The organism is Enterobacter sp. Li2LvB3, assembly GCF_056156645.1.
Window position 1 is genome coordinate 22,077 of sequence record NZ_JBSICG010000034.1, and the last position, 25,496, is coordinate 47,572.

At 52.9% G+C, this 25,496-nt stretch carries 22 protein-coding genes; 8 read left to right on the plus strand and 14 right to left on the minus strand.

What is annotated here, in order from left to right; all coding sequences use genetic code 11:
* Nucleotides 1–11: 11 nt before the first annotated feature.
* The 9 genes from bamA to rpsB all read right to left on the minus strand — a co-directional run bounded on the left by bamA (nucleotide 12) and on the right by rpsB (nucleotide 10,228).
* Entirely contained in the window at nucleotides 12–2,429 is a 2,418-nt protein-coding gene (gene bamA, locus ACS603_RS21665; protein ID WP_182059637.1) for an outer membrane protein assembly factor BamA, read from the minus strand.
* 29 nt (nucleotides 2,430–2,458) lie between these two features.
* The gene (gene rseP / locus ACS603_RS21670) at nucleotides 2,459–3,811 is read right to left on the minus strand and encodes a sigma E protease regulator RseP (RefSeq protein ID WP_182059636.1); all 1,353 of its coding nucleotides are present in this window, start codon (nucleotides 3,809–3,811) and stop codon (nucleotides 2,459–2,461) included.
* An 11-nt stretch (nucleotides 3,812–3,822) separates the two neighbouring features.
* Nucleotides 3,823–4,680: a phosphatidate cytidylyltransferase gene (gene cdsA, locus ACS603_RS21675; RefSeq protein ID WP_182059635.1), complete on the minus strand. Its 858-nt coding sequence runs from the start codon at nucleotides 4,678–4,680 to the stop codon at nucleotides 3,823–3,825.
* Nucleotides 4,681–4,692: 12 nt separating this feature from the next.
* A complete protein-coding gene (ispU, locus tag ACS603_RS21680) occupies nucleotides 4,693–5,451 on the minus strand; it encodes a (2E,6E)-farnesyl-diphosphate-specific ditrans,polycis-undecaprenyl-diphosphate synthase (protein WP_182059634.1) in 759 nt (252 codons plus the stop codon).
* Between the two features lie 186 nt (nucleotides 5,452–5,637).
* Nucleotides 5,638–6,837 carry a 1-deoxy-D-xylulose-5-phosphate reductoisomerase gene (gene ispC / locus ACS603_RS21685; protein ID WP_315687945.1) on the minus strand — a complete coding sequence of 400 codons (1,200 nt, stop codon included), beginning with the start codon at nucleotides 6,835–6,837 and terminating at the stop codon, nucleotides 5,638–5,640.
* A gap of 95 nt (nucleotides 6,838–6,932) precedes the next feature.
* Nucleotides 6,933–7,490, minus strand: coding sequence for a ribosome recycling factor (gene frr / locus ACS603_RS21690; protein WP_182059632.1), 558 nt, complete (start codon nucleotides 7,488–7,490; stop codon nucleotides 6,933–6,935).
* 168 nt (nucleotides 7,491–7,658) lie between these two features.
* Nucleotides 7,659–8,384 (minus strand): UMP kinase, encoded by a 726-nt coding sequence (gene pyrH, locus ACS603_RS21695; protein ID WP_006173609.1) that lies wholly within the window; start codon nucleotides 8,382–8,384, stop codon nucleotides 7,659–7,661.
* Between the two features lie 149 nt (nucleotides 8,385–8,533).
* A complete protein-coding gene (gene tsf, locus ACS603_RS21700) occupies nucleotides 8,534–9,385 on the minus strand; it encodes a translation elongation factor Ts (RefSeq protein ID WP_032616612.1) in 852 nt (283 codons plus the stop codon).
* A 117-nt stretch (nucleotides 9,386–9,502) separates the two neighbouring features.
* Nucleotides 9,503–10,228: a 30S ribosomal protein S2 gene (gene rpsB / locus ACS603_RS21705; RefSeq protein ID WP_003856207.1), complete on the minus strand. Its 726-nt coding sequence runs from the start codon at nucleotides 10,226–10,228 to the stop codon at nucleotides 9,503–9,505.
* A gap of 321 nt (nucleotides 10,229–10,549) precedes the next feature.
* On the opposite strand from rpsB, the gene map reads away from it, so the two are divergent.
* The 4 genes from map (at nucleotide 10,550) to ACS603_RS21725 (ending at nucleotide 15,440) form a co-directional block, all read left to right on the plus strand.
* Nucleotides 10,550–11,344, plus strand: coding sequence for a type I methionyl aminopeptidase (map, locus tag ACS603_RS21710; protein WP_182059631.1), 795 nt, complete (start codon nucleotides 10,550–10,552; stop codon nucleotides 11,342–11,344).
* A gap of 62 nt (nucleotides 11,345–11,406) precedes the next feature.
* Entirely contained in the window at nucleotides 11,407–14,082 is a 2,676-nt protein-coding gene (gene glnD / locus ACS603_RS21715) for a bifunctional uridylyltransferase/uridylyl-removing protein GlnD (protein WP_182059630.1), read from the plus strand.
* Nucleotides 14,083–14,114: 32 nt separating this feature from the next.
* Nucleotides 14,115–14,939, plus strand: a complete 825-nt coding sequence (dapD, locus tag ACS603_RS21720) for a 2,3,4,5-tetrahydropyridine-2,6-dicarboxylate N-succinyltransferase (protein ID WP_014068967.1) — start codon at nucleotides 14,115–14,117, stop codon at nucleotides 14,937–14,939.
* 111 nt (nucleotides 14,940–15,050) lie between these two features.
* Complete coding sequence (locus ACS603_RS21725) at nucleotides 15,051–15,440, plus strand: DUF3461 family protein (RefSeq protein WP_010426739.1); 390 nt, start codon at nucleotides 15,051–15,053, stop codon at nucleotides 15,438–15,440.
* A gap of 59 nt (nucleotides 15,441–15,499) precedes the next feature.
* On the opposite strand, the gene cdaR is transcribed toward ACS603_RS21725, so the two are convergent.
* The 3 genes from cdaR to dgt form a co-directional block, all read right to left on the minus strand.
* Nucleotides 15,500–16,657, minus strand: a complete 1,158-nt coding sequence (cdaR, locus tag ACS603_RS21730) for a DNA-binding transcriptional regulator CdaR (protein WP_014068966.1) — start codon at nucleotides 16,655–16,657, stop codon at nucleotides 15,500–15,502.
* A gap of 154 nt (nucleotides 16,658–16,811) precedes the next feature.
* Nucleotides 16,812–18,257: a serine endoprotease DegP gene (gene degP, locus ACS603_RS21735; protein ID WP_182059629.1), complete on the minus strand. Its 1,446-nt coding sequence runs from the start codon at nucleotides 18,255–18,257 to the stop codon at nucleotides 16,812–16,814.
* 131 nt (nucleotides 18,258–18,388) lie between these two features.
* Nucleotides 18,389–19,903: a dGTPase gene (gene dgt, locus ACS603_RS21740; protein ID WP_315687944.1), complete on the minus strand. Its 1,515-nt coding sequence runs from the start codon at nucleotides 19,901–19,903 to the stop codon at nucleotides 18,389–18,391.
* 83 nt (nucleotides 19,904–19,986) lie between these two features.
* On the opposite strand from dgt, the gene mtnN reads away from it, so the two are divergent.
* From mtnN to ACS603_RS21755, 3 genes are read left to right on the plus strand one after another with little or no spacing between them, the layout of a single operon-like run.
* Nucleotides 19,987–20,685 (plus strand): 5'-methylthioadenosine/S-adenosylhomocysteine nucleosidase, encoded by a 699-nt coding sequence (gene mtnN / locus ACS603_RS21745; protein ID WP_166717914.1) that lies wholly within the window; start codon nucleotides 19,987–19,989, stop codon nucleotides 20,683–20,685.
* Nucleotides 20,678–21,478 (plus strand): vitamin B12 ABC transporter substrate-binding protein BtuF, encoded by an 801-nt coding sequence (gene btuF / locus ACS603_RS21750; RefSeq protein WP_474944921.1) that lies wholly within the window; start codon nucleotides 20,678–20,680, stop codon nucleotides 21,476–21,478. The genes mtnN and btuF overlap by 8 nt, the downstream gene beginning before the upstream one ends.
* A 36-nt stretch (nucleotides 21,479–21,514) precedes the next feature.
* The gene (locus ACS603_RS21755) at nucleotides 21,515–22,138 is read left to right on the plus strand and encodes a TRIC cation channel family protein (protein ID WP_182059626.1); all 624 of its coding nucleotides are present in this window, start codon (nucleotides 21,515–21,517) and stop codon (nucleotides 22,136–22,138) included.
* 36 nt (nucleotides 22,139–22,174) lie between these two features.
* Here the strand turns inward: ACS603_RS21755 and erpA are convergent, their stop codons facing one another.
* Nucleotides 22,175–22,522: an iron-sulfur cluster insertion protein ErpA gene (erpA, locus tag ACS603_RS21760; RefSeq protein ID WP_014068960.1), complete on the minus strand. Its 348-nt coding sequence runs from the start codon at nucleotides 22,520–22,522 to the stop codon at nucleotides 22,175–22,177.
* Between the two features lie 86 nt (nucleotides 22,523–22,608).
* Nucleotides 22,609–24,009 (minus strand): H(+)/Cl(-) exchange transporter ClcA, encoded by a 1,401-nt coding sequence (gene clcA / locus ACS603_RS21765; RefSeq protein ID WP_315687942.1) that lies wholly within the window; start codon nucleotides 24,007–24,009, stop codon nucleotides 22,609–22,611.
* 177 nt (nucleotides 24,010–24,186) lie between these two features.
* On the opposite strand from clcA, the gene hemL reads away from it, so the two are divergent.
* Nucleotides 24,187–25,467, plus strand: a complete 1,281-nt coding sequence (hemL, locus tag ACS603_RS21770; protein WP_182059624.1) for a glutamate-1-semialdehyde 2,1-aminomutase — start codon at nucleotides 24,187–24,189, stop codon at nucleotides 25,465–25,467.
* Nucleotides 25,468–25,496: the final 29 nt, after the last annotated feature.

Genomic DNA, 25,496 nt, shown 5'->3' on the forward strand with positions numbered 1-25,496 from the left:
GCTGCGGATTATTACCAGGTTTTACCAATGTTAAACTGGAACTGTTCCGACTTATCTCCATCATATTTCTTAAACGGCTGGGCGTATGAGAAGACCAACGGCCCCAGCGGTGACATCCATTGTAATGCGATACCCGCAGACATGCGAATATTGCTCGGATCGCTGTAGTCCGGAATGCCTTCTGCACGCATCTGAGCGGTATTTTCCCAGTTAGTATCCCAAACTGTACCCGCATCCCAGAATACGGATGTACGTACGGAGTTTGCATACTTGTCACTGATAAACGGCGTTGGAGTAATGAACTCCAGGCTGGCAACCGCCATAGCGTTACCGCCCACCGCATCATTGGAGCTACAGACTTCCGTTGACGAGGATTTATTACAGTTATCCGATTTGTTCCCACCGTAATAGACCGCTTTCGGACCAATGTTGTTGGACTGGAAGCCACGTACGGTGCTGGAACCACCCGCATAGAAGTTTTCATAGAATGGCAGTTCTTTGCCACCTAAACCATCGCCATAACCCCAACGGGTACGACCCAGAATAACCCATTTGTGGTCGTCATCGATTGGGAAGTAAGACGCGGTATCCAGCGTTACTTTGTAGAACTCGTTATCGGAACCCGGCACGGTAACTTTACCGTTCAGGTTGACGCGAGAACCTTCCGTCGGGAAGTAACCACGGTCAAGACGGTTATATGTCCAGCCATAGTTAAAGGTGAAGTCATCTGCCGCAAAACCGTTGTTGTCACCGGTCTTGCTGGTTGACTGCCCGATGGAGTCCAGATAACGCCACATTGCCACCTGCGGTTGCATGTTAGACAGGTCGTTATGCACGTAGCCTAAACCTGTACGCAGGGTGTTGTATTCGTTGATCGGGAAGCCGAGCGTACCATCTACACCATAACTCTTGTTGGTATAGGAGGACAGGTCTGCGTTATCTGCTTTAAAGTCGTTATAGAAGATACGACCACCCAGGCTTACACCGTCAACGGTGAAGTATGGGTTAGTAACAGAGAATTCAGAATAGGTCTGGTAGTCGTTTTTGGTGCCGTTGATACCAACGGAGTAACCTGTACCCAGCCAGTTATCCTGCTGGACACCTACCTGGAAGCTCACGCCGCTTTCAGTACCGTAACCCACACCGAAGTTAAAGCTACCGGTGTTACGTTCTTTGACTTTATAGACAACATCAACCTGATCAGGGCTGCCCGGTACGCGTTGAGTATCGGTATCAACCGTTTCAAAGTAACCCAGACGGTTCAGACGCTCTTTACCCTGGTCTACCAGGTCGCTACCCAGCCATGCACCTTCCATCTGACGCATTTCGCGGCGCAGTACGGAATCTTTGGAGGTATCGTTGCCTTCGAAACGGATCTTACGCACGTAGAAACGGTTACCCGCATCCACATTTACGCGCAGTTTAACGGTCTTATCCGTGTCGTTGATTTCAGGCTGAGTTTGTACACGCGGGTACGCATAACCATAACGGCCGAGCAGCTTCTTAATGCTGTCTTCCATTTTGGTCACTTTAGCACCGCTATACAGCTCGCCCGGCTGAATTTTAGTCAGAGACTCAATCTCAGCAGAGTGCCCCGCCAGGTTCCCACTCACTTCAACACCAGAAAGCTTGTACTGCTCGCCTTCAGTGATGTTAATCGTAATGTAGATACCTTTCTTGTCCGGAGTCAGACTGACCTGAGTAGAGTCAATGTTGAAACGGGCATAACCGCGATCCAGGTAGTAGCTGCGCAGGGTTTCAAGGTCACCCGCCAGTTTCTGTTTCTGGTATTTACGATCGCCAACAACGTTCCACCATGGCACTTCGTCGCGCAGCTGGAAGGTTGAGATCAGTTCGTCGGTACTGAAAGCATGGTTCCCTACGATGTTGATCTGTTGGATCTTCGCAGAAACACCTTCCTGGAATACCAGCTTCAGGTCTACACGGTTACGTGGCAGCGGAGTCACGACCGCTTTCACGCTGGCACTGTATTTACCGACGCTGTAGTAGAAATCTTCCAGGCCTTTCTCAATATCGGAAAGGGTGGTGCGGTCCAGAGATTCACCAACACGGACACCAGATGCTTCAAGGTTTTGCTTGAGCATGTCATCTTTAACCGATTTGTTACCGGAGAAAGTGATACTGGCGATCGTTGGGCGTTCTTTTACCTGAACCAGCAGCGTATCACCATCGCGCAGAACGCGAACGTCCTCAAAGTTGCCAGTGGCAAACAGAGCACGGATGGTGTTACTGATATCATCATCATTAACCGTATCGCCGGGGCGTACAGGCATACTGAGGAGGGCCGCACCAACGGCGACACGCTGGAGGCCTTCGAAATGAATATCTTTCACTACGAACCCGTCAGCACCGTATACGGTGGCGCTGCTAAACAGCAGCGACGCTATGAGCAACTTTTTCATCGCCATCGTTATTATGCGTTCTTCCTAACACTCTCTTACAACCGAGAGAAATCATTGAAAAGTGCAAGCCCCATTAACAGCACCAGCAAAATCGAGCCAATGCGATAACTAAAGTCTTGAACTCGCTCGGATACCGGTCCGCCTTTTAGCTTTTCAATCGCTAAAAACAGCAGATGACCCCCGTCTAATACGGGAAGCGGGAACAGGTTGATTATCCCAAGGTTCACGCTAATGAGCGCGAGGAACATGAGATAGTAAATCACCCCGAATTCCGCTGACATCCCAGCCCCCTGAGCAATAGATATTGGCCCACTGAGGTTGTTCAGTTTCACATCACCGGTTATCAATTTCCCCAACATGTTGACCGTTAGCTTCATCAGTTGCCATGTTTTATCCGTGGCTTCAAGGATGGCGCTGAACGGCCCATACTGGCGTATTGTCTTGTACTCATCTGGCAGTGGGATGACTTTCGGCACAACGCCTGCAAACCCTTCTGCCTTTTTGCCGCCCGATTTGGTATCCGGGATAAGCGTCAGTGAAAGCGGACTCCCCTGCCTTTCTACTTCCAGTGCGAGTGAAGTGCCTGGATTATCGCGCACCAGATTAACAAAGGTCATCCACTGTGTTAATGGCTGACCATCGACTTTAACGATCCTGTCGCCCGCTTGCAAACCCGCTTTGCTCGCAGCCGAATTCGCCTGTACTTCGGCTAATACCGGTTCGATCTGCGCGCCGCGCGGTCGAATCCCCAGTGCAGAGACCGGGTCCTCTTTGTCAGGCTCAAAACTCCAGTGACGTAAATCCAGCACTTTGTCCTGCCGCTGGTCAGAACCAAATGGCGACACGCTGACAGTGGTCTGCGCATCACCGATTTTGGCTACCAGTTGCAGTCGCACGGCATCCCAATCAGGGGTTTCGATGCCATCAATCGCTTTAAGTTCCATCCCTGGTGTAATTTGCGCACTCGCCGCGATGGAGTCGGCAGCAATTTCACCCACAACCGGACGAACGCCAGGGACGCCGATGATAAACACCAGCCAGTAGGCGAAAATAGCAAAGATGAAATTAGCTACCGGCCCGGCAGCAATGATGGCGGCGCGTTGTCCAACCGTTTTGTTGTTAAACGCGCTGTGTCGAAGTTCAGGGGCGACAGGCTCGACACGTTCGTCGAGCATTTTGACATAACCGCCCAGGGGAATAAGTGCGAGGACAAACTCGGTGCCTTGCTTGTCGGTGCGCTTCCAGAGCGATTTACCGAAACCAATGGAAAATCGCTCGACCCGCACACCGCAACGACGAGCAACCCAGAAATGGCCAAATTCATGCACGGTAATCAGTACACCCAGTGCAACAATGAACGCCGCCAGATTCCAGAGAATGCTCAGCATAAAACCTTCCGTTAAATCGTCCCAAATACCAGTAAAAGCAGGCAAGCAAACACTGGAACAGCCGCTGTCAGGCTGTCAATGCGATCCAGTATACCGCCATGTCCTGGGATAAGGTGACCACTATCTTTGATCCCTGCTTCGCGCTTAAACATGCTTTCGGTTAAATCACCCAAAACAGAGGCCAGCGCAGCGAAAATAGAGCATACCAGCAAGGTTGACGGTGCAACCTCAAGATTCGCCCAGACGCCGTAGCCCCAGGAGATAATCGCTGCCGTAAACAAGCCGCCGATGAATCCTTGCCAGGTTTTCCCCGGAGAGACTTTCGGTGCGAGTTTATGTTTGCCAAACAGTTTACCAAACATATAAGCACCTGAGTCAGCCCCCCAGACGAGAATCATCACGTAGAGCAGCCATAGCGCGCCGCTGTAGTGGTTGTCGTCATAGTGCCATGCGCGCAGCGCGAGCATACCCCAGAAAAAAGGAACAATTGTGAGCAGGCCAAAAATAAGGCGTAAAACTTTAGAATTACGCCATAGCGCCGCGGATTCTGGATAAAAAAGCACCAGTAACAGCGCAGCGACCCACCAGCCCAGCGACACCCAAAGCGCGCCAGCAACAAGCGGTTGATGAATATCATGATGATATTCAGGCAACGTAAACAGCATCAGGGCCAGAATAAAGCCACAGATCACCGCCAGCCATACCCGCTGAGTACGCGAAGTAAAGCCGCTAAACTGTCCCCATTCCCACGCGGCGAGCATACACACCACCAGCGTAACAATCGCGAATCCCACTGGGGGCAGTAAAAACAGCGCCGCAATGACAATGGGTATTAATACAAAAGCGGAAATCAGGCGATACTTCAGCAAAAGCTACCCCCATCAGGCGTTGTCGCCACCAGGCTCGGTGCCACCGAAACGACGCTCTCGATTGGCAAAGGCATGCAGCGCACCTTCAAAGTCTTGTTCATCAAAATCGGGCCAGAGAACATCCGTAAAGTAAAGTTCGGCATAGGCTATTTGCCAAAGCAAAAAGTTACTTATGCGATGCTCCCCCCCTGTCCTAATTACCAAATCCACGGGAGCCAGTTCATTCATGCAGATTTGCTGACCCAGCGCCTCTTCATCAATTTGGTCGGGTCTCAACAGCCCTTCCTGAACCTGTTCGGCCAAATGCCGAACACCCTGGATAATATCCCAGCGTCCGCCGTAATTCGCCGCGATATTGAGCGTCAGACCGGTATTATTTTCAGTCAACGCTTCTGCTTTACGAATTCGTTCCTGCAAACGTGAGTTAAAACGACTGGTTTCGCCAATAATACGCAGGCGGACGTTGTGGCGATGCAGGCTTTTTACTTCGCTGTCGAGCGCCCACACAAACAATTCCATCAACGCACTAACTTCCTGCGCAGGTCGATTCCAGTTTTCACTGCTAAAAGCATAGAGCGTTAACGCATCAATGCCGTTATTGGCGGCAAAAGAAACGGCGCGGCGAACAGATTTCGCCCCGGCTTTATGCCCAAAGGCTCTTATCTTCCCTTGTCTTTTCGCCCAGCGGCCATTGCCATCCATGATGATTGCTACATGACGGCAGCCATGAGCTGGCAAGTTTTCGCTTATTGGTTGATTCGCAGACAACATAACGCGTTTTTAGTCCCTGAAAAGGATTTAACGGTACTCAGGAATACTGAAGCCTATACATAAAAAAGCCGTGTCAAACCACGGCTTACCTGACCACATAAAGTCAAATTCCTGCGATCAGGTGGCGCAGACTATATCACTGAAGCCCTACGCTAACAAATAGCACGACCACTAGTGGTTGCTTTATCACCAGCTTGCGAGATGTGTCACCTGTTTACGCGCAATAATACGAGCCTGTTCATCCACTGCCAGTACCTCTTCCACACTCTGTGGTTCACGCAAATCCATCATCTCAAGCACCGACAAATTCAGTGCCGCGATATCGGTAAAGCGGATTTGCTGATTCAGAAATGCCTCAACGGTAATTTCATTGGCTGCATTGAGTGCTGTCGTCGCCGCTTGCCCCTGGTCAAACGCATTCATGGCAAGTTTCAGACACGGGTAGCGGTCATAGTCGGGCTCGCTGAAGGTCAGTGAGCCTAACTTGCAAAAATCGAGGGGTTTTACGCCCGATTTCACACGATTTGGCCACGCCATTGAGTGCGCGATAGGTGTACGCATATCCGGCTCGCCCAATTGTGCCAGTACGCTCCCATCCTGATAACGCACCATCGAGTGAATCACCGATTGCGGGTGGATCAGCACTTCCATCTGTTTCGCCGATGCGTTAAACAGCCAGCGAGCTTCAATGTATTCCAGACCTTTGTTCATCATGGTGGCAGAATCAACGGAGATCTTACGCCCCATCGACCAGTTCGGATGACGACACGCCTGATCCGGCGTCATTGCGCGCAGTTCAGACAGTGGAGTTTCCCGGAACGGGCCACCAGACCCGGTAAGCAGAATCGACACAACGCCATTTTGCTCCAGGTCAGCGTACCCCAGGTTCTGTTGAAAAGGTTGAGGTAAACTCTGAAAAATCGCGTTGTGCTCGCTGTCTACCGGCAAAAGACGCGCCCCGCGCTGTTTTACAGCATCCATAAACAGACGCCCGCAGGTCACCAATGACTCTTTATTTGCCAGCAATACCGTTTTACCGGCATCAATAGCGGCAAGCGTCGGCAGAAGCCCTGCCGCGCCGACGATTGCCGCCATCACCTGATCAACTTCATCCAGCGCAGCCATTTCGCAAGCCGCCTGCTGCCCGCTCAACACTTCGGTACGACTGCCCTTCTCTTCCAGCAAGGCTTTCACCTGGCGAGCACTGCCCTCGTCATCCATTACCGCATAGCGAGGCGCAAACTCCAGACACTGCTCAACCATACGCTGCACGTTCTTTCCGGCCACGAGGGCAGTCACGGTGTAGATGTCAGGATTATGGCGAACAACGTCGAGAGTGCTGCAACCAATAGAGCCGGTTGAGCCGAGGAGAGTTAAATGCTTCATGAGATGCCCGGAAAATGTTAGACCAGATAAAAGCAAAACGCCGCCAGCAAGCCACTTAGGCTCTCTGAACGGCGTTTGTCAGTGTACGACAGAAATCAGAACTGCATCAGTTCCGCTTCTTTATCTGCCAGCGCCGCATCAATTTTCTTGATGGCTGCGTCAGTCAGTTTCTGTACGTCGTCCTGGGAACGACGATCGTCATCTTCACTGATTTCTTTGTCTTTCAGCAATGCTTTAACTTTATCGTTCGCGTCGCGACGCACGTTACGCACGGAAACACGACCCTGCTCAGCTTCGCCACGAACAACTTTGATCAGGTCTTTACGACGCTCTTCCGTCAGTGGAGGCAGTGGAACACGGATATCAGTGCCCGCAGAGCTTGGGTTCAGACCCAGATCGGAAGCCATAATCGCTTTTTCTACTGCCGGGCCCATAGAACGGTCGAATACGTTGATTTTCAGCGTACGGGTGTCTTCAACAGTGACGTTAGCCAGCTGACGCAGTGGGGTTGGCGTGCCGTAGTATTCCACCACGATGCCATCCAGCAGGCTTGGGGAAGCACGGCCAGTACGAATTTTGCTGATTTGGTTTTTGAACGCTTCTACGCATTTGTCCATGCGTACTTCAGCATCTTTTCTGATGTCGTTAATCACGTTACGAATCCTTGAAAACTTGTCTCAGGCAGACTATCCGCCAGCACAGCTGCTACAGGTGTGCTAAGTATAGTCGCGTTTAATTCATGACAACGCCAAAGGCGCGCCCAGGTAAGATACCACTACAAATTAAAGCGGAATCTTACCTGTATTTATCGCCAACGGAAATTATTCCGTGATCAAAGTGCCTTCTTTTTCGCCCATTACCACGCGACGCAGCGCGCCAGGCTTGTTCATATTGAAGACACGAATTGGCAGTTTATGGTCGCGAGCCAGCGTGAAGGCGGCAAGATCCATTACTTTCAGCTCTTTATCCAGTACTTCGCTGTAGCTCAGCTGATCGTACATGGTAGCAGACGGATCTTTTGCCGGATCGGCAGTAAACACGCCATCGACTTTGGTCGCTTTCAGCACCACGTCGGCTTCGATTTCGATACCGCGCAGGCAGGCTGCGGAATCGGTAGTAAAGAACGGGTTACCCGTACCGGCGGAGAGGATCACCACGCGGTTGTTACGCAGCAGGCTAATCGCTTCCGCCCAGCTGTAGTTATCGCACACGCCATTCAGGGGAATAGCGGACATCAGGCGGGCATTCACGTAGGCACGATGCAGCGCATCACGCATTGCCAGGCCATTCATCACGGTTGCCAGCATCCCCATGTGGTCGCCCACAACGCGGTTCATACCTGCTTTCGCCAGACCAGCGCCACGGAAAAGATTACCACCACCAATGACCACACCGACCTGGATGCCCAGTTCAACCAGCTCTTTGATTTCCTGCGCCATGCGGTCAAGGATGCTTGCGTCAATACCGAAGCCTTCCGTTCCCTGCAGCGCTTCGCCACTCAGCTTAAGCAGAATGCGTTTGTACACGGGTTTTGCATTGGTAGCCATGTTTCTTTCCTGAGACTGTCAACGATTAAGATGGGGTTAATTCTGGCGACATGTTATGTCGCAAACCAGCGCAGGGATACAGTAACCTGTCTGATTTTGTATGACGGGTGACAAAAAGAAGCCGCCCTCAGGCGGCTCCTTTTCAATCATTAAGACTGCTTGGACATTGCAGCAACTTCTGCTGCGAAGTCAGTCTCAACTTTCTCGATGCCTTCGCCCACTTCGAAGCGGATGAAGCCAGTTACGTCAGCGTTGTGCTCTTTCAGCAGCTGAGCAACAGACTTGCTTGGATCCATTACGAAAGGCTGGCCAGTCAGAGAAACTTCGCCGGTGAATTTCTTCATGCGGCCTTCAACCATTTTCTCTGCGATTTCTTTTGGCTTACCAGACTGCATCGCGATATCCAGCTGAACCTGGTATTCTTTTTCTACCACTTCAGCAGACACGTCTTCTGGTTTAACGAATTCTGGCTTGCTTGCAGCGATGTGCATTGCCAGCTGTTTAACCAGCTCTTCGTCAGCGCCTTTAGCAGCAACCAGAACACCGATGCGAGCACCGTGCTGGTATGAACCCAGAACGTCACCTTCCAGAGAAGAAACGCGACGAATGTTGATGTTCTCACCGATCTTAGCAACCAGAGCAACACGTTCTTCTTCGAACTGTGCTTTCAGAACTTCAACGTCAGTGATTTTACCAGCAATAGCTGCGTCCAGTACTTTGTTCGCAAATGCCTGGAAACCGCCATCTTTAGCAACGAAGTCAGTCTGGCAGTTAACTTCCAGAATGATGCCGTAGGTGCCGTCGATCTTAGTGATGATCACGCCGTCAGCAGCAACGTTGCCTGCTTTTTTAGCTGCTTTGATCGCACCGGATTTACGCATGTTTTCGATTGCCAGCTCGATGTCGCCGTTCGCTTCAGTCAGCGCTTTTTTGCAATCCATCATGCCTGCGCCAGTACGCTCGCGCAGCTCTTTTACCAGGGATGCGGTAATTTCAGCCATTCTTAAATCCTCGGGAGATGTGAACTGCCCGGCCAGAAGCCAAACAGTATAAATTGAAAAAAGGGGCCGATAATTGGCCCCTATTCATACACGGTACTAATAAGGGGTGAAACCTTATTATTCAGCTTCTACGAAGCTTTCTTCCGCCTGAGAAGCCAGATCCTGGGAACGGCCTTCACGAACGGTAGCAGCTACAGCGCTCAGGTACAGGCTAACAGCACGGATTGCATCGTCGTTACCCGGGATAACGAAGTCAACACCGTCCGGATCGGAGTTGGTATCAACGATAGCGAATACTGGGATACCCAGGTTGTTAGCTTCTTTGATTGCGATGTGCTCGTGGTCTGCATCGATTACGAACAGCGCGTCTGGCAGGCCGCCCATATCTTTGATACCGCCCAGGCTGTTTTCCAGCTTGTCCAGTTCACGAGTACGCATCAGCGCTTCTTTCTTAGTCAGCTTGTCGAAAGTACCGTCCTGAGACTGGGTTTCCAGATCTTTCAGGCGTTTGATTGACTGACGAACGGTTTTCCAGTTGGTCAGCATGCCGCCCAACCAGCGATGGTTCACGAAGAACTGATCGCAGCTGTTAGCAGCATCTTTCACAGCTTCGCTTGCAGCGCGCTTAGTACCAACGAACAGAATCTTACCTTTACGGGAAGAGATCTTGTTCAGCTCAGCCAGGGCTTCGTTGAACATTGGTACAGTTTTCTCAAGGTTGATGATGTGAACTTTGTTACGTGCGCCGAAGATGAAAGGCTTCATTTTCGGGTTCCAGTAACGGGTCTGGTGACCAAAGTGAACACCAGCCTTGAGCATGTCGCGCATGGAAACAGTTGCCATGTTTAAAACCTCTATATTAAAAGTTGGGGTTATGCCTCCACGTATCCCATGTTACCGACCCCAAAGGGCACCCCGGAACATGTGCCGATACGTGTGTGTTATTACACAAAGTGAGATTTGTCGCTTCCGTCCAGCCTGTGTATCTGAAATGGATCGGAAGTCCGGCGCGCTTTATACCACAAAACACGGCCAGACACCAACAGTTGTTGGCTGAGTGTGCTGTTAATGATTCTCAATTTGGCACGGGGTGCGCCTGACTGATACCATTGACGACACTTGAACTAGTATTGTCGAAAAAATCGACACCGATGGACAGATTACATGGCTATCTCTATTAAGACACCTGAAGAAATTGAAAAGATGCGCGTCGCCGGTCGTCTGGCCGCTGAAGTGCTTGAAATGATCGAGCCGTTCGTGAAACCGGGCGTCAGCACCGGCGAGCTGGATCGTATTTGTAATGACTATATCGTGAACGAGCAGCAGGCAGTCTCCGCCTGCCTCGGCTATCACGGTTTCCCGAAATCCGTCTGCATCTCTATTAATGAAGTGGTTTGCCACGGTATTCCGGATGACGAAAAGCTGCTGAAAGATGGCGACATCGTCAACATCGACGTCACCGTTATTAAAGACGAGTATCACGGTGACACCTCAAAGATGTTCATCGTCGGCAAACCAACTATTCTGGGTGAGCGCCTGTGCAAAGTAACGCAGGAAAGTCTCTACCTGGCGCTGAAAATGGTTAAGCCGGGCATCCGTCTGCGCACCATTGGCGCGGCTATTCAGAAATTCGTTGAAGCCGAAGGCTTCTCTGTGGTTCGCGAATATTGCGGTCACGGCATTGGCCGCGTCTTCCACGAAGAACCACAGGTTCTGCACTATGATGCCGATGACGGTGGCGTGGTGCTGCAAAAAGGGATGACCTTCACCATTGAACCGATGGTCAACTCTGGCGACTACCGCATCCGTACCATGAAAGATGGCTGGACGGTGAAAACCAAAGACAGAAGCTTGTCTGCGCAGTACGAGCATACTATTGTGGTGACAGACAACGGCTGCGAAATTATGACGTTGCGCAAGGATGACACCATCCCGGCGATACTGACGCACAACGAATGATAAAAAGCCGGCAAATGCCGGCTTTTTTAATGGTGATAGCTTTTTCTTATGGGTGGCACGCGATGAGTAATCTTTTACCCGAACAGTATGCTAACACAGCACTTCCCACCCTCCCCGATCAGCCCGATAACCCCGGCGTCTGGCCGCAGCGTGAGCTGACCTGTGCCGACATCAAAGCGCATATGGATGTCTTCCAGCGCTGGCTGGGCAGTGCTTTCGACGCGGGTATCTCTGCCGAACAGTTGATAGAAGCGCGAACTGAATTTATCGACCAGCTGCTGCAACGTTTATGGATCGATTACGGTTTCGGGCAGATTAGCGATGTCGCACTGGTGGCCGTCGGGGGCTATGGTCGGGGTGAACTTCATCCGCTTTCCGATATCGACCTGCTGATCTTAAGCCGCAAGAAGCTGCCGGACGACCAGGCGCAAAAAATTGGCGAGCTGTTGACGCTGCTCTGGGATGTAAAGCTGGAAGTCGGTCATAGCGTGCGCACACTTGAAGAGTGCCTGCTCGAAGGGTTATCTGACCTTACCGTTGCCACTAATCTGATTGAAACCCGCCTGTTGATTGGCGATGTTGCGCTATTCCTGGAACTACAGAAACACATTTTCAGCGACGGCTTCTGGCCATCTGAAAAGTTCTTTGCCGCGAAGGTCGAAGAGCAAAACCAGCGCCATCAGCGCTACCACGGCACCAGCTATAACCTCGAGCCCGATATCAAAAGTAGCCCTGGCGGCCTGCGCGACATCCACACGTTGCAGTGGGTGGCCCGGCGCCATTTCGGCGCGACCTCACTGGATGAAATGGTAGGGTTCGGCTTTTTGACCGAAGCCGAACGTAATGAACTGAATGAATGTCTGCACCTGCTCTGGCGTATCCGCTTTGCCCTGCATCTGGAACTGAATCGCTATGACAACCGCCTGCTGTTTGATCGCCAGCTCAGCGTTGCCCAGCGCCTGAACTACAGCGGCGAAGGCAACGAGCCGGTCGAGCATATGATGAAGGATTTCTTCCGTGTGACTCGCCGCGTCACCGAGCTGAACCAGATGCTGTTGCAACTGTTCGATGAGGCGATCCTGGCGCTGACGGCAGACGAAAAACCGCGCCCGATTGATGACGAATTCCAGCTGCGCGGCACACTTATCGATCTGCGCGACGAAACGCTGTTCATTCGTGAGCCAGAAGCGATCCTGCGCATGTTCTACACCATGGTTCGTAACAGCGCGATCACCGGGATCTACTCCACAACCCTGCGTCATCTGCGCCATGCCCGTCGTCATCTGACACAGCCCCTGTGCTATATCCCGGAAGCGCGTTCACTGTTCCTCAGTATGCTCCGTCATCCGGGTGCAGTGAGCCGTGGCCTGCTGCCAATGCACCGTCACAGTGTATTGTGGGCCTACATGCCCCAGTGGTCACATATCGTCGGCCAGATGCAGTTCGATCTTTTCCATGCCTACACGGTGGATGAACACACGATACGCGTCATGCTCAAGCTGGAAAGCTTTGCTCAGGAAGAGACCCGTTCTCGTCATCCACTGTGCGTTGAGCTGTGGCCACGCCTGTCGCACCCGGAACTTATCCTGATTGCCGCCCTGTTCCACGACATTGCTAAAGGCCGTGGTGGCGACCACTCGGTACTCGGGGCGCAGGATGTCCTGAAATTTGCCGAACTGCATGGACTCAATTCACGAGAAACGCAGCTTGTGGCCTGGCTGGTACGCCACCACCTGCTGATGTCGGTCACCGCCCAGCGCCGTGATATCCAGGATCCTGAAGTGATTAAGCAGTTCGCCGAAGAGGTGCAGACGGAAAACCGCCTGCGCTATCTGGTCTGCCTGACGGTGGCAGATATCTGTGCCACCAACGAAACGCTGTGGAACAGCTGGAAGCAAAGCCTGCTGCGCGAACTCTACTTCGCCACCGAGAAACAGCTGCGCCGCGGAATGCAAAATACCCCGGATATGCGCGAGCGGGTGCGCCATCACCAGCTACAGGCGCTGGCGTTGCTGCGGATGGATAACATTGATGAAGAGGCGTTGCATCAGATATGGGCGCGCTGTCGTGCCAACTACTTTGTCCGCCACAGCCCAAACCAGTTGGCGTGGCATGCACGGCATCTGCTAAAGCACGACTTGTCGAAGCCGATGATCCTGCTGAGCCCGCAGGCCACGCGCGGCGGTACGGAGATCTTTATCTGGAGCCCGGACCGAGCCTATCTGTTTGCCGCCGTCTGCGCCGAGCTAGACAGGCGAAACCTGAGCGTTCACGACGCGCAGATTTTTACCACCCGCGACGGCATGGCGATGGACACCTTTATTGTGCTGGAGCCGGATGGCAGCCCGTTGTCGCCGGACAGGCACGAAGGGATACGCTTTGGCCTGGAGCAGGCGATTACCCAGCACAGCTGGCAGCCGCCGCAGCCGCGCCGTCAGCCTGCGAAATTACGGCACTTTACCGTCGATACCGAGGTCAATTTCCTGCCGACCCATACCGATCGTAAATCGTTCCTGGAGCTGATCGCGCTCGACCAGCCAGGGCTACTCGCCCGCGTGGGCCAGGTTTTTGCCGATCTGGGAATTTCGCTTCACGGGGCCAGAATTACAACCATTGGCGAGCGAGTAGAAGATTTATTTATAATCGCGACCGCCGACCGGCGTGCCCTTAATAATGACCTGCAACTTGAAGTGCAACAACGGTTGACAGCAGCCCTCAATCCAAACGATAAAGGGTGACGTGTTTTTTAGTGAAATGGAAAGAGTAAACAATGCAGCAGTTACAGAACGTTATTGAGTCCGCTTTTGAGCGTCGCGCCGAGATTACCCCGGCAAATGTGGATACCGTTACCCGTGAAGCCGTTAACCAGGTGATTTCCCTGCTGGATTCCGGTGCACTGCGTGTAGCAGAAAAGATCAACGGTCAGTGGGTAACTCATCAGTGGCTGAAAAAAGCCGTGCTGCTCTCTTTCCGTATCAACGATAACCAGGTTATCGACGGAGCAGAAAGCCGCTACTTCGATAAAGTCCCGATGAAATTCGCTGACTACGACGAAGCGCGCTTCCAGAAAGAAGGTTTCCGCGTGGTTCCACCAGCGGCAGTTCGTCAGGGCGCATTCATCGCACGCAACACCGTGCTGATGCCATCCTACGTGAACATCGGTGCTTACGTTGACGAAGGCACCATGGTGGATACCTGGGCAACAGTGGGTTCTTGCGCGCAGATCGGTAAAAACGTCCACCTGTCCGGCGGCGTGGGCATCGGTGGCGTTCTGGAGCCTCTCCAGGCGAACCCAACCATCATCGAAGACAACTGCTTCATCGGCGCACGCTCTGAAGTGGTTGAAGGCGTGATCGTGGAAGAAGGCTCTGTTATCTCCATGGGCGTTTACATCGGCCAGAGCACCCGCATTTATGACCGTGAAACCGGCGAAGTGCATTACGGTCGCGTCCCAGCGGGCTCCGTAGTTGTTTCCGGTAACCTGCCGTCAAAAGATGGCAAATACAGCCTTTACTGCGCGGTTATCGTGAAGAAAGTCGATGCGAAAACGCGCGGCAAAGTGGGTATCAACGAACTGCTGCGCACCATCGATTAATCGGGTATAACAAAAAGCGGGGGCAACCCCGCTTTTTTTGTATCTGAGGGTGGCGAAAATAGATTTTTTCGTTAATTATTCAAAGGTTATGTTGAGATCAAGGGTACCGCTATGTACGATAATCTGAAAAGTCTGGGCATTACCAATCCTGATGAAATTGATCGTTACAGCCTCCGTCAGGAAGCCAATAACGATATTTTGAAAATCTATTTTCACAAAGATAAAGGAGAGTTTTTCGCCAAGAGCGTGAAGTTCAAATACCCACGCCAGCGTAAGACCGTCGTGGCCGATGGCATCGGTCAGGGATACAAAGAGGTTCAGGAAATTAGCCCGAACCTGCGCTATGTGATCGATGAACTCGATCAGATCTGCCAGCGCGATCGCACCGAAGTCGATCTCAAACGTAAGATCCTTGATGACCTGCGTCATCTGGAAAGCGTCGTCACTAACAAGATCAGCGAAATTGAAGCCGATCTTGAGAAGTTAACTCGCAATAAATAAGTTGGGTGCGGCCTGATGCCCTCACCCCGGCCCTCTCCCACAGGGAGAGGGTAAAACCCTCATCTCTGCTCATCTAACTGTAATGCCACATACAGCAGCAGCCTGTCGTCAAAATTCCCCAGATCCAGCCCCGTCAGTTCCGAGATCCGGTTAAGCCGGTATTCCAGCGTATTACGATGGATAAACAGCGCTTTCGATGTTGCCAGTGGCTGCACGTTATGGCGAAACCATGCCTGCAATGTACGGCGCAGCAAGCCGTTGTTATCCATTGCTTTCAGTCGCACTAACGGGCGCGCCAGTTCATTGGCCTGCCAGCCACCGCGCAGGCTGTCGAGCAAGACTGGCAGCATCAGATCCTGATAGAAGTAGCTACGGCTCTCGGGCATTCGTTGCTTGCCCACCATCATAGTAGTGCGTGCGGTTCGCCACGAACGGGCAATGCTGCCCGGTCCGGTAAAGTAGTTCCCCAGCGCCACGCGAAAACGAAGCTGGCCGTTCTCTTTCATCCGGGCGATAAGTTGATCAACCCGGCGACGGTGATCTTCTGCATCCCAGCGGCCAAACTGATTGAGCGCGGGTTTGAGCACGACCATCTCGGTCAGGGAAACAATCGCCACCAGGTTGTTGCGCTCTGGTGTTGCCAGCGCATTTTGCAACTGCTGTAGCTCCGCCATGGCGCTGTCCACGCCAAGCTGGCCGCTGTCCACCTCAATCACCGCCACTACGCGCGGCTGATTAAGATCAATGCCCAGACGCTGCGCCCACTCGCTGAGTGCAGGGGTGTGCTCCTCCGCCTGAATAAGATTCATGACCAGCTCTTCGCGCAACCGGCTGTCCTGCGCCAGCAGGTGCATGAGGCGCGACTGCTCAAGCATCATTTCTGCCGTCATGCAGACCAGTTCGCCATATTTACGCAGCGATTCTGGTTCCCCGGTCAGGCCAATCACCCCGACAATTTCGCCTTCAAGTCGCAGCGGTAAGTTAATGCCCTGGCGAACGCCATGGAGGTGTTTCGCCACCGCATCGTCGATATCCACCACGCGCCCCTGAGAGAGCACCAGCAGCGCACCTTCGTGCAATTCCCCAATGCGTTCACGATCGCCACTGCCGATAATGCGCCCACGGGCATCCATTACGTTGATATTGGTATCAATGATGCGCATGGTGCGCGCCACGATATCCTGCGCCATTTTGGTATCAAGATGCCAGCCAGCCATGTAACCCTCCTGTGAGCAGAGCTCAAGCATAGGGGAGTTCAATCACTGCCGCATTGTGCGAATGCACAAAGTCAGGGGAATAAGTATGGACTTGTGGAAAGGGTCACAGAAACGAGAAAACCCCTGCTCAGCAACGAGCAGGGGCTTAGGGGGATTACTGCATCAGCAGATAGAGTGAGGAGTCGCCACGCTGAATATTCAACGCCAGCACTGAAGGTTTGCTGTCGAGAATTTTGCGCAATTCAGCGATGTTTTTCACGGGTTGCTGGTTCGCACCCATGATCACATCGCCTTTTTTCAGACCGATACGGGCAGCCGGTGAATTCGCTTTCACGTTGTTCACCACCACACCTTTATCCTCGCCCTTGTTGCTCATTTCAGCGCCTTCAATGCCGCTGAAAATGGTGCTGGAGTCAACCTGGTTCTGGCTGCTCTGCTGCAACTCAAGGCTTACGTTTACAGGTTTGCCATCACGCAGCAGGCCGAGGGTAATTTTGCTGCCCACCGGCATTGAACCCACTTCTGCACGCAGTGCGGCGAAGCTACTGATAGGTTTTCCGTTCAGGGAGGTAATGACATCACCCGCCTTGATACCCGCTTTCGCAGCGGACGAGTTCGGCATCACCTGGCTTACGAATGCGCCGCGCTGGGCATCAACTTTCATCGCTTTTGCCAGCTCAGAGTTCAGCTCAGTCCCGAGGATACCCAGCTCACCGCGTTTCACCTGACCATACTGCACCATCTGCGCGGTCAGGTTTTTCACCATGTTACTCGGGATAGCAAAACCGATACCGATGTTACCGCCGTCTGGTGCCAGAATCGCGGTGTTGATACCAATCAGTTCACCGTTGAGGTTAACCAGCGCGCCACCGGAGTTACCGCGGTTAATCGCCGCATCCGTCTGGATAAAGTTCTCGTAGTTTTCCGCATTCAGGCCGCTACGACCGAGCGCTGAGACAATACCCGAGGTCACGGTTTCACCCAGACCGAATGGGTTACCGATAGCCACGGTGTAATCACCAACGCGCAGTGCATCGGAGTCGGCAATTTTAATCGCCGTCAGGTTTTTCGGATCCTGAATCTGGATCAGCGCGATATCAGAACGCGGATCTTTACCCACGACTTTCGCATCAAACTTACGCCCATCGCTCAACTGAACTTTGATGCTACTGGCGTTATCAACAACGTGGTTGTTGGTGACGACATAGCCTTTTGCTGCGTCAATGATGACACCCGATCCAAGCGCCATAAATTTCTGTTGCTGGGCGCCACCGTTACCGCCCTGGCTGTCATCGCCCGCGCCACCGCCCTGACAGAACGGGGAGCTCTGGAATGGCGAACCGTCCTGGCAGAACGGCGAGTTATCGCCAAAGAACTGCTGGAAGTTACGCGGCATCCGCGGCGTGTTGACGGTCGTGCTGCCCTCAACGTTAATACTTACCACCGATGGCATCACTTTTTCGAGCATCGGTGCCAGGCTTGGCATCTGCTGCGCGGTTGCTGCCGAAGACGCGGTCTCGGCTGCAAAAGCAGACAGAGGAGACAGCGCTAAACCTAAACTCAGAGCCAGTGCACTCATTGCTAATGTGGTTTTTTTCATGTTTCTCAATCTCGATTTACAGATAACGCAAAATTGCTGTGTAACTCAGATTCGTTTTATACCGCTTAGTTCCGGGATGAAGTTTATGGAAAAAGTAAAAATTTATTGGCCGTCTTTACAAAACTCCGCATTTATTCGACCGCCATCAGCTTGCGGTATTCATCCCAGGCATACAAATCCGTCATCCCGCTGATATAGTCCTGAATAAGGCGGCTGCGATAATAATATTCCAGCACTGGCCACTGAGCAGAATGGCGGTCTATCTTGCTAATCGCCTCAACATAAGCAAGACGATGCCGGGTCGAAAGTTTATGGAACAACCGGGATTCAATCGGTAAACGACGCACGCGTTCTTTTTCCACCAGCTCGCTAAATTCGTCGACCGATAATTGTAGCAACGGCCGATAAATTTCCAGCAGACCACTGATCACCCGATAACCCTGTAACTCGAGTTGTTCAACATCGGGATGGCTGAACACATGGCGCATGGCCACATTCTTATACAGTTCAAGAAGTTGGCTAAAATCGCTATCGTCCTCCAGCAGCGCATGATTGAATTCCCCGCTAAAAATCAACGGCAGATTATCAATAAAACGTGAGGCCGCGTAGGGAACCAACTTATTTAGCGTGTTGACCCGCAAATACATAAAGAACTGGTCTTCTGTGCTGCGGCTCAGTGAATTTGAGCGTGATTTTTCCCATGCATTTTCGACAACCTGAGCAAACAAAGAACCTTTTTCATGTTTTCCCCAGGCTTCATGAAGATGCTGATAAAGTTCCTCAACGCTGAATATTCTTTTCTCAACGGCATCTTCAAGGTCGGCCACGCAATAGGAAATATCGTCTGCGGCTTCCATAATCCAGGTTAAGGGAAAGCGGCCATTTGGCGTCAGTAAAAGTTCTTTACGCAGCCGTTCAATATAAACTTCTTCGGATAAATAATAGCCCGGTTTTTTCATCAAATAACTGTGTGATACCGGGGGTTCACCCATCCACCACGCCGGGCGCGTATATTTAAGGATGCACCCCACCTGCGCCCAGGTCAGGTTCATGCGCATCAGGGTATGCACCAGCCGGATGCCCTGCGCATTCCCTTCAAAGTGGCACAGATCCTGGCGAACCTTACGTCGCAGTTCGTTAAGCGCTTCTTCGCCCTCTCGTAAACGCAGGTCCCGGACAATACAACGGTCATCGCTTAGCGGCTGGCTTATTGCATCAGAGGGGAAAAGACGCTGTTTGAACCAGTCATTAATGGCGGCTTCACCGAAATGGCCGAAGGGCGGGTTCCCGATATCGTGCATCAGGCAGGCCATCTCGACGATGCTTTCAAACGGGCCAGTCAACTCATCAAGGCCATACGTTTCCAGCAATCGCTGCTCTTTGAGACGGCTTAAAATCTCTTTGGCAATGTAGCGCCCCACCTGCTGCACTTCCATCGAGTGCGTCAGCCGGGTGCGCACTGCCGCGTTACGTTCGAGCGGGAACACCTGGGTTTTTTGTTGTAGGCGACGTATCGCGGGCGAGTTAATGATACGCCCACGATCGCTTTCAAAAATGCGCAGGATCTCGTGTTCACTCTTGTCTCCTTGCGGAGAACGGAAACGGCGATGCCAGTTAATTTTGGTGCGAAAATCGATCTGCGCCATGTGCTCCCCCGCGTGAGAAATGCGCTTCCACTAAAGCCCATGATAGACTATGCATCTTAACAAGGCACATCGCGAGTAAATCTATGAAAATCGGCATTATTGGTGCAATGGAAGAAGAAGTTACGCTGCTGCGTGACAAAATTGAGAACCGTCAGACCCTCTCTCTTGGTGGTTGTGAGATCTATACCGGCCAGCTGAATGGTGTTGAGGTTGCTCTGCTGAAATCAGGCATCGGTAAAGTTGCTGCTGCGCTTGGCGCGACACTGTTGCTGGAACGCTGCAAGCCAGATGTCATCATTAACACCGGTTCTGCGGGTGGCCTGGCGCCAACGCTGAAAGTGGGTGATATTGTGGTCTCCGATGAAGCGCGTTACCACGATGCCGATGTCACCGCCTTTGGTTACGAATATGGTCAGCTTCCGGGTTGCCCGGCAGGTTTTAAAGCGGATGACAAACTGGTTGCTGCAGCAGAAAGCTGCATTGCCGAACTGAACCTCAACGCCGTGCGCGGTCTGATTGTCAGCGGTGATGCGTTCATCAACGGTTCCGTGGGTCTGGCGAAAATTCGTCACAACTTCCCTCAGGCGGTTGCCGTTGAGATGGAAGCCACTGCCATTGCGCACGTTTGCCATAACTTCAGCGTACCGTTCGTGGTGGTTCGTGCCATCTCCGACGTTGCCGATCAGCAGTCTCACCTGAGCTTTGATGAGTTCCTGGCCGTTGCGGCAAAACAATCTACCGTGATGGTAGAAACCCTGGTGCAGAAACTGGCACGTGGGTAAGAACACCCTTAGGGCGCTGGGCGCCCTGCTTCTGCTCGCACCGGCATGGCTTTACGCTGCGCCGCGTGTGATTACGCTCTCCCCCGCCAATACTGAACTGGCCTTTGCGGCCGGGATCACGCCCGTTGGCGTAAGCAGTTTTTCGGATTATCCCCCACAGGCCGCAGGCATTGAGCAAGTCTCGACATGGCAAGGTATGAACCTTGAACGCATTGTGGCGCTTAAACCAGACGTGGTATTAGCCTGGCGCGGGGGTAATGCAGAGCGGCAAGTCAACCAGCTGAGCTCGCTGGGAATTAAGGTGATGTGGATTGATGCGGTCAGCATTGAGCAAGTTGCTCAGGCGCTGCGCGACCTGGCACCTTTTAGCCCTGCGCCGCAAAAAGCTGAGCTTGCCGCTCAAAATATGCTTCGCGACTATGCTGCATTAAAAGCGAAATACGATACGACCACGAAAAAACGCGTCTTCCTGCAATTTGGTAGCCAGCCGCTGTTTACCACCGGGCAAGGCTCTATCCAGAATCAGGTGCTGGAGGTCTGTGGCGGTGAAAATATCTTTGCTGCGAGCCGGGTGCCATGGCCTCAGGTCAGCCGGGAACAAGTTCTGGCGCGACAACCGCAGGCCATTGTGGTGGTCGGGAGTGCAAGCGAAATTCCTAAAGTTGAACAATTCTGGCAGGGCCAGTTAAAAATACCGGTGATACCACTAAACAGTGACTGGTTTGAACGCGCCAGCCCGCGTATTATCCTCGCCGCAAAACAGCTCTGCGCCGCACTGGCACAGAGTCATTAACGTAGATATAGACCTGAACAGTTCGAGGATTTAACGATGCTCGTGTATTGGCTGGATATACTTGGCACAGCCGTTTTTGCTATCTCCGGCGTTCTGCTGGCCGGGAAATTACGCATGGATCCGTTTGGCGTGCTGGTATTGGGCGTGGTGACGGCTGTCGGCGGAGGAACGATCCGCGATATGGCACTGGCTAATGGCCCGGTGTTTTGGGTAAAAGACCCTACCGATCTGGTGGTGGCGATGGTCACTTGCCTGCTCACGATTGCGCTGGTGCGCCAGCCGCGCAGGCTGCCTAAATGGATACTGCCGGTACTGGATGCCGTGGGTCTTGCGGTGTTTGTCGGGATTGGCGTCAATAAAGCCTTCAATGCGGGCACGGGGCCAATGGTCGCTATCTGCATGGGCGTTTTAACGGGTGTGGGCGGCGGGATCATCCGCGATATTCTGGCACGTGAAATCCCGATGATCCTGCGAACAGAAATCTACGCAACAGCCTGCATTGCTGGCGGAATTGTTCACGCTACGGCCTACTATACCTTTGCTTTACCGCTGGAAATCTCAGCCATGCTGGGGATGGTGGTGACGCTGGGTATACGTTTAGCGGCAATACGCTGGCACCTTAAATTGCCAACATTTGCGCTGGATGAGAATGGCAGGTAAAAGCAAAACGGTAACCATCAGGTTACCGTTTTTGTCTTAGATACTGAAAGAAGAACCACACCCACAGGTGCTTGTCGCGTTCGGGTTCGTTACCACAAAGCGCGAACCTTCCAGACCTTCGCTGTAATCAACCGCACCGCCCACCAGATATTGCAGGCTCATCGGGTCAACCACCAGCGCAACGCCCTGTTTCTCGATAGTCATATCACCATCGTTAACCTGGTCGTCAAAGGTAAAACCATACTGGAAGCCGCTACAGCCGCCACCGGTAATATATACACGCAGTTTCAGATCCGGATTGTCTTCGTCGGCAATCAGGGTTTTCACTTTGTTGGCTGCGGCTTCGGTAAATTCCAGCGGCACAGCGACTACGTCATCACTCATCTTATGCTCCCATGAATACTGCTTACTGCGATTGGGCAAAAATCACCCAATTCTTTTTTTCATTATCTAATACCCTGGTAATTCATTCAAGTATTCTGCGTCGAGGCCTGTTCTGCCTCTTGTTTTGCCAGGGTACGAGCAAGAATGGTGGAGTATAGCGGTTTTCCACCCAGGAATTGGGCTAATAGTGTCGCCCCGAGACAGGTAATGATCATTGGCAAAATGAGCTGGTAATTGTCTGTCATTTCCAGAACCAGCACGATCCCGGTCAACGGCGCGCGCAGGGAAGCAGCCAGCAGCGCCCCCATTCCGGCAACCGCGAATGTTCCCGCATCAAGGTGATACGCCGGGAATCCCGCGGCGGCGGCTGTGCCAAAAGCCGTCCCAAGCAGGGTGCCGAGCGCCAGCATTGGCGCAAAAATGCCTCCCGGCGCACCGGAGGAGAAGCAAAGAATCGTAGTGATCACGCGTGAGATAAACATAAACAGCAGCAGTCCAACGCTGAAATTACCCGCCGCCGCGATGGGGATCAGGCCAAAACCACCGCCAGCGGCGTTCGGTTCAATCACGCCGAGGATGCCGCACATCCCGCCGAGCAGGCCACCCACCAGAACCCATTTGGTAGTATTTCCGCCGTGAATACGCTGGAACATATCCTGTGCGCGTAAGATAAGGGTGTTAAACAACGGGCCGACAACACCAAAAACCATGCCGAGCACCAGATAGAGCCACAGGGTATTCACCGGTGCATTGGTGAGTTTACCCACCTCAATCACCGCACCTTCGCCGTTAAAAATGCGAAAGACAATGCTCGACATAATAACGCCAGTAAACACCGCTTTAATTGAGATCAGGTTGTAGCGAAACTGGGCGCGCATCTCTTCAATAATGAACAGGATCCCGGCCAGCGGCGCATTGAACGCTGCGGATAGCCCGGCTGCGGCCCCGGTTGCCAGCAATGTATGGCGTGCTTCGGCGCTGCGCATCCGGAACATGTCGCCCACCATGCGCCCTACGTTCCCACCGAGCTGTACCGTTGGCCCCTCTCGTCCGAGCACCATTCCTGCCCCCAGAGTGCCCATGCCACCGATAAATTTAACCGGGATCACCCGCCACCAGCGCACCGGACGCAGCTCTTCAAGCGCCCCTTCAATCTCAGGAATACCCGAACCACCGGCCTCTGGTGCAAATTTGCGTACCAGAAAATAGCCTGCCATGGCAAAAAGGGCAGACAAACCAAACGCCGACACCCAGACCAGCCATCCGTTATCCGCATACCCTGCCACTGTGCCAATGCGCCAGTTGAGCACGGCATTCACTGCTTTCTCAAAGGCCACGCCAGCCAGCCCGGCAAGCGTACCCACCACGGCGGCGGCCAGCAAAATAGCCAGCGGTGTTTTGTCGCGATTGAGCAGCCGCCTGATGCTGATACGGTGCCGTGCGCGCGCAAATTGTTGTTCTTCAAATGAGGGGATGTCTGCTTTCATTGCCTGTTCTTTTTAATCATACAAATCGCCGCAAGGATTTTACCAGACACAGCTTCCGCGTCCCCTGAAAAATCCTTAACAATTGTTTATGCATTAATGGGGCAAAAATTTCATAACCTTCCGGGAATCACTTAGAATAGCCACCTTACCTTATTTCTACGAACCAGGAATGACGCAATGAGCAAGTCTGAAAACCTCTACAGTGCAGCCCGCGAGCTTATCCCGGGGGGTGTGAACTCGCCTGTGCGCGCTTTTACCGGTGTAGGCGGCACGCCGCTGTTTATCGAACGTGCTGACGGCGCGTATCTGTATGATGTCGATGGCAAAGCCTATATTGATTACGTTGGCTCCTGGGGCCCGATGGTGCTGGGACACAACCATCCGTCTATCCGCAATGCGGTCATTGAAGCGGCTCAGCGCGGCCTGAGCTTCGGCGCGCCAACCGAGATGGAAGTCAAAATGGCGGAGCTGGTGACCGAACTGGTGCCGACAATGGATATGGTGCGTATGGTGAACTCCGGTACGGAAGCCACCATGAGCGCTATCCGCCTGGCGCGTGGTTTTACCGGCCGCGACAAAATTATCAAATTTGAAGGCTGCTACCACGGTCATGCAGACTGTCTGCTGGTGAAAGCCGGTTCTGGCGCCCTGACGCTGGGCCAGCCGAACTCCCCGGGCGTACCTGCCGACTTCGCCAAACACACTCTGACCTGCACCTATAACGATCTTAGCTCCGTTCGCGCAGCTTTCGAGCAATATCCGCAAGAGATTGCCTGCATCATCGTTGAACCGGTTGCTGGCAACATGAACTGCATCCCACCTCAGCCTGATTTCCTGCCGGGCCTGCGCGCACTGTGCGACGAATTCGGCGCACTGCTGATCATCGATGAAGTGATGACTGGTTTCCGCGTGGCGCTGGCGGGCGCGCAGTCTTACTACGACGTTGAACCAGACCTGACCTGCCTTGGCAAAATCATCGGCGGCGGGATGCCGGTCGGCGCGTTTGGTGGTCGTAAGGACGTGATGGAAGCGCTGGCGCCAACCGGGCCGGTTTACCAGGCGGGTACGCTCTCTGGTAACCCTATCGCGATGGCCGCGGGCTTCGCCTGTCTGAACGAAGTGGCGCAACCGGGTATCCACAAAACCTTGACCGACCTGACCACGCAGCTGGCAAACGGCCTGCTGAACGCCGCAGAAGAGACAGGTATTCCATTGGTAGTGAACCACGTGGGCGGGATGTTTGGGATCTTCTTCACCGATGCAAAAACCGTGACCTCTTATCAGGACGTGGTGAAGTGCGATGTTGAACGCTTTAAGCGTTTCTTCCACCTGATGCTGGAAGAAGGCGTGTATCTGGCGCCGTCTGCCTTTGAAGCGGGCTTTATGTCTGTGGCGCACAGCAAAGAAGATATCAACAACACCATCGACGCAGCACGTAAGGTGTTTGCGAAGTTGTAATTATATGCGGCCTGATGCCCTCTCCCACA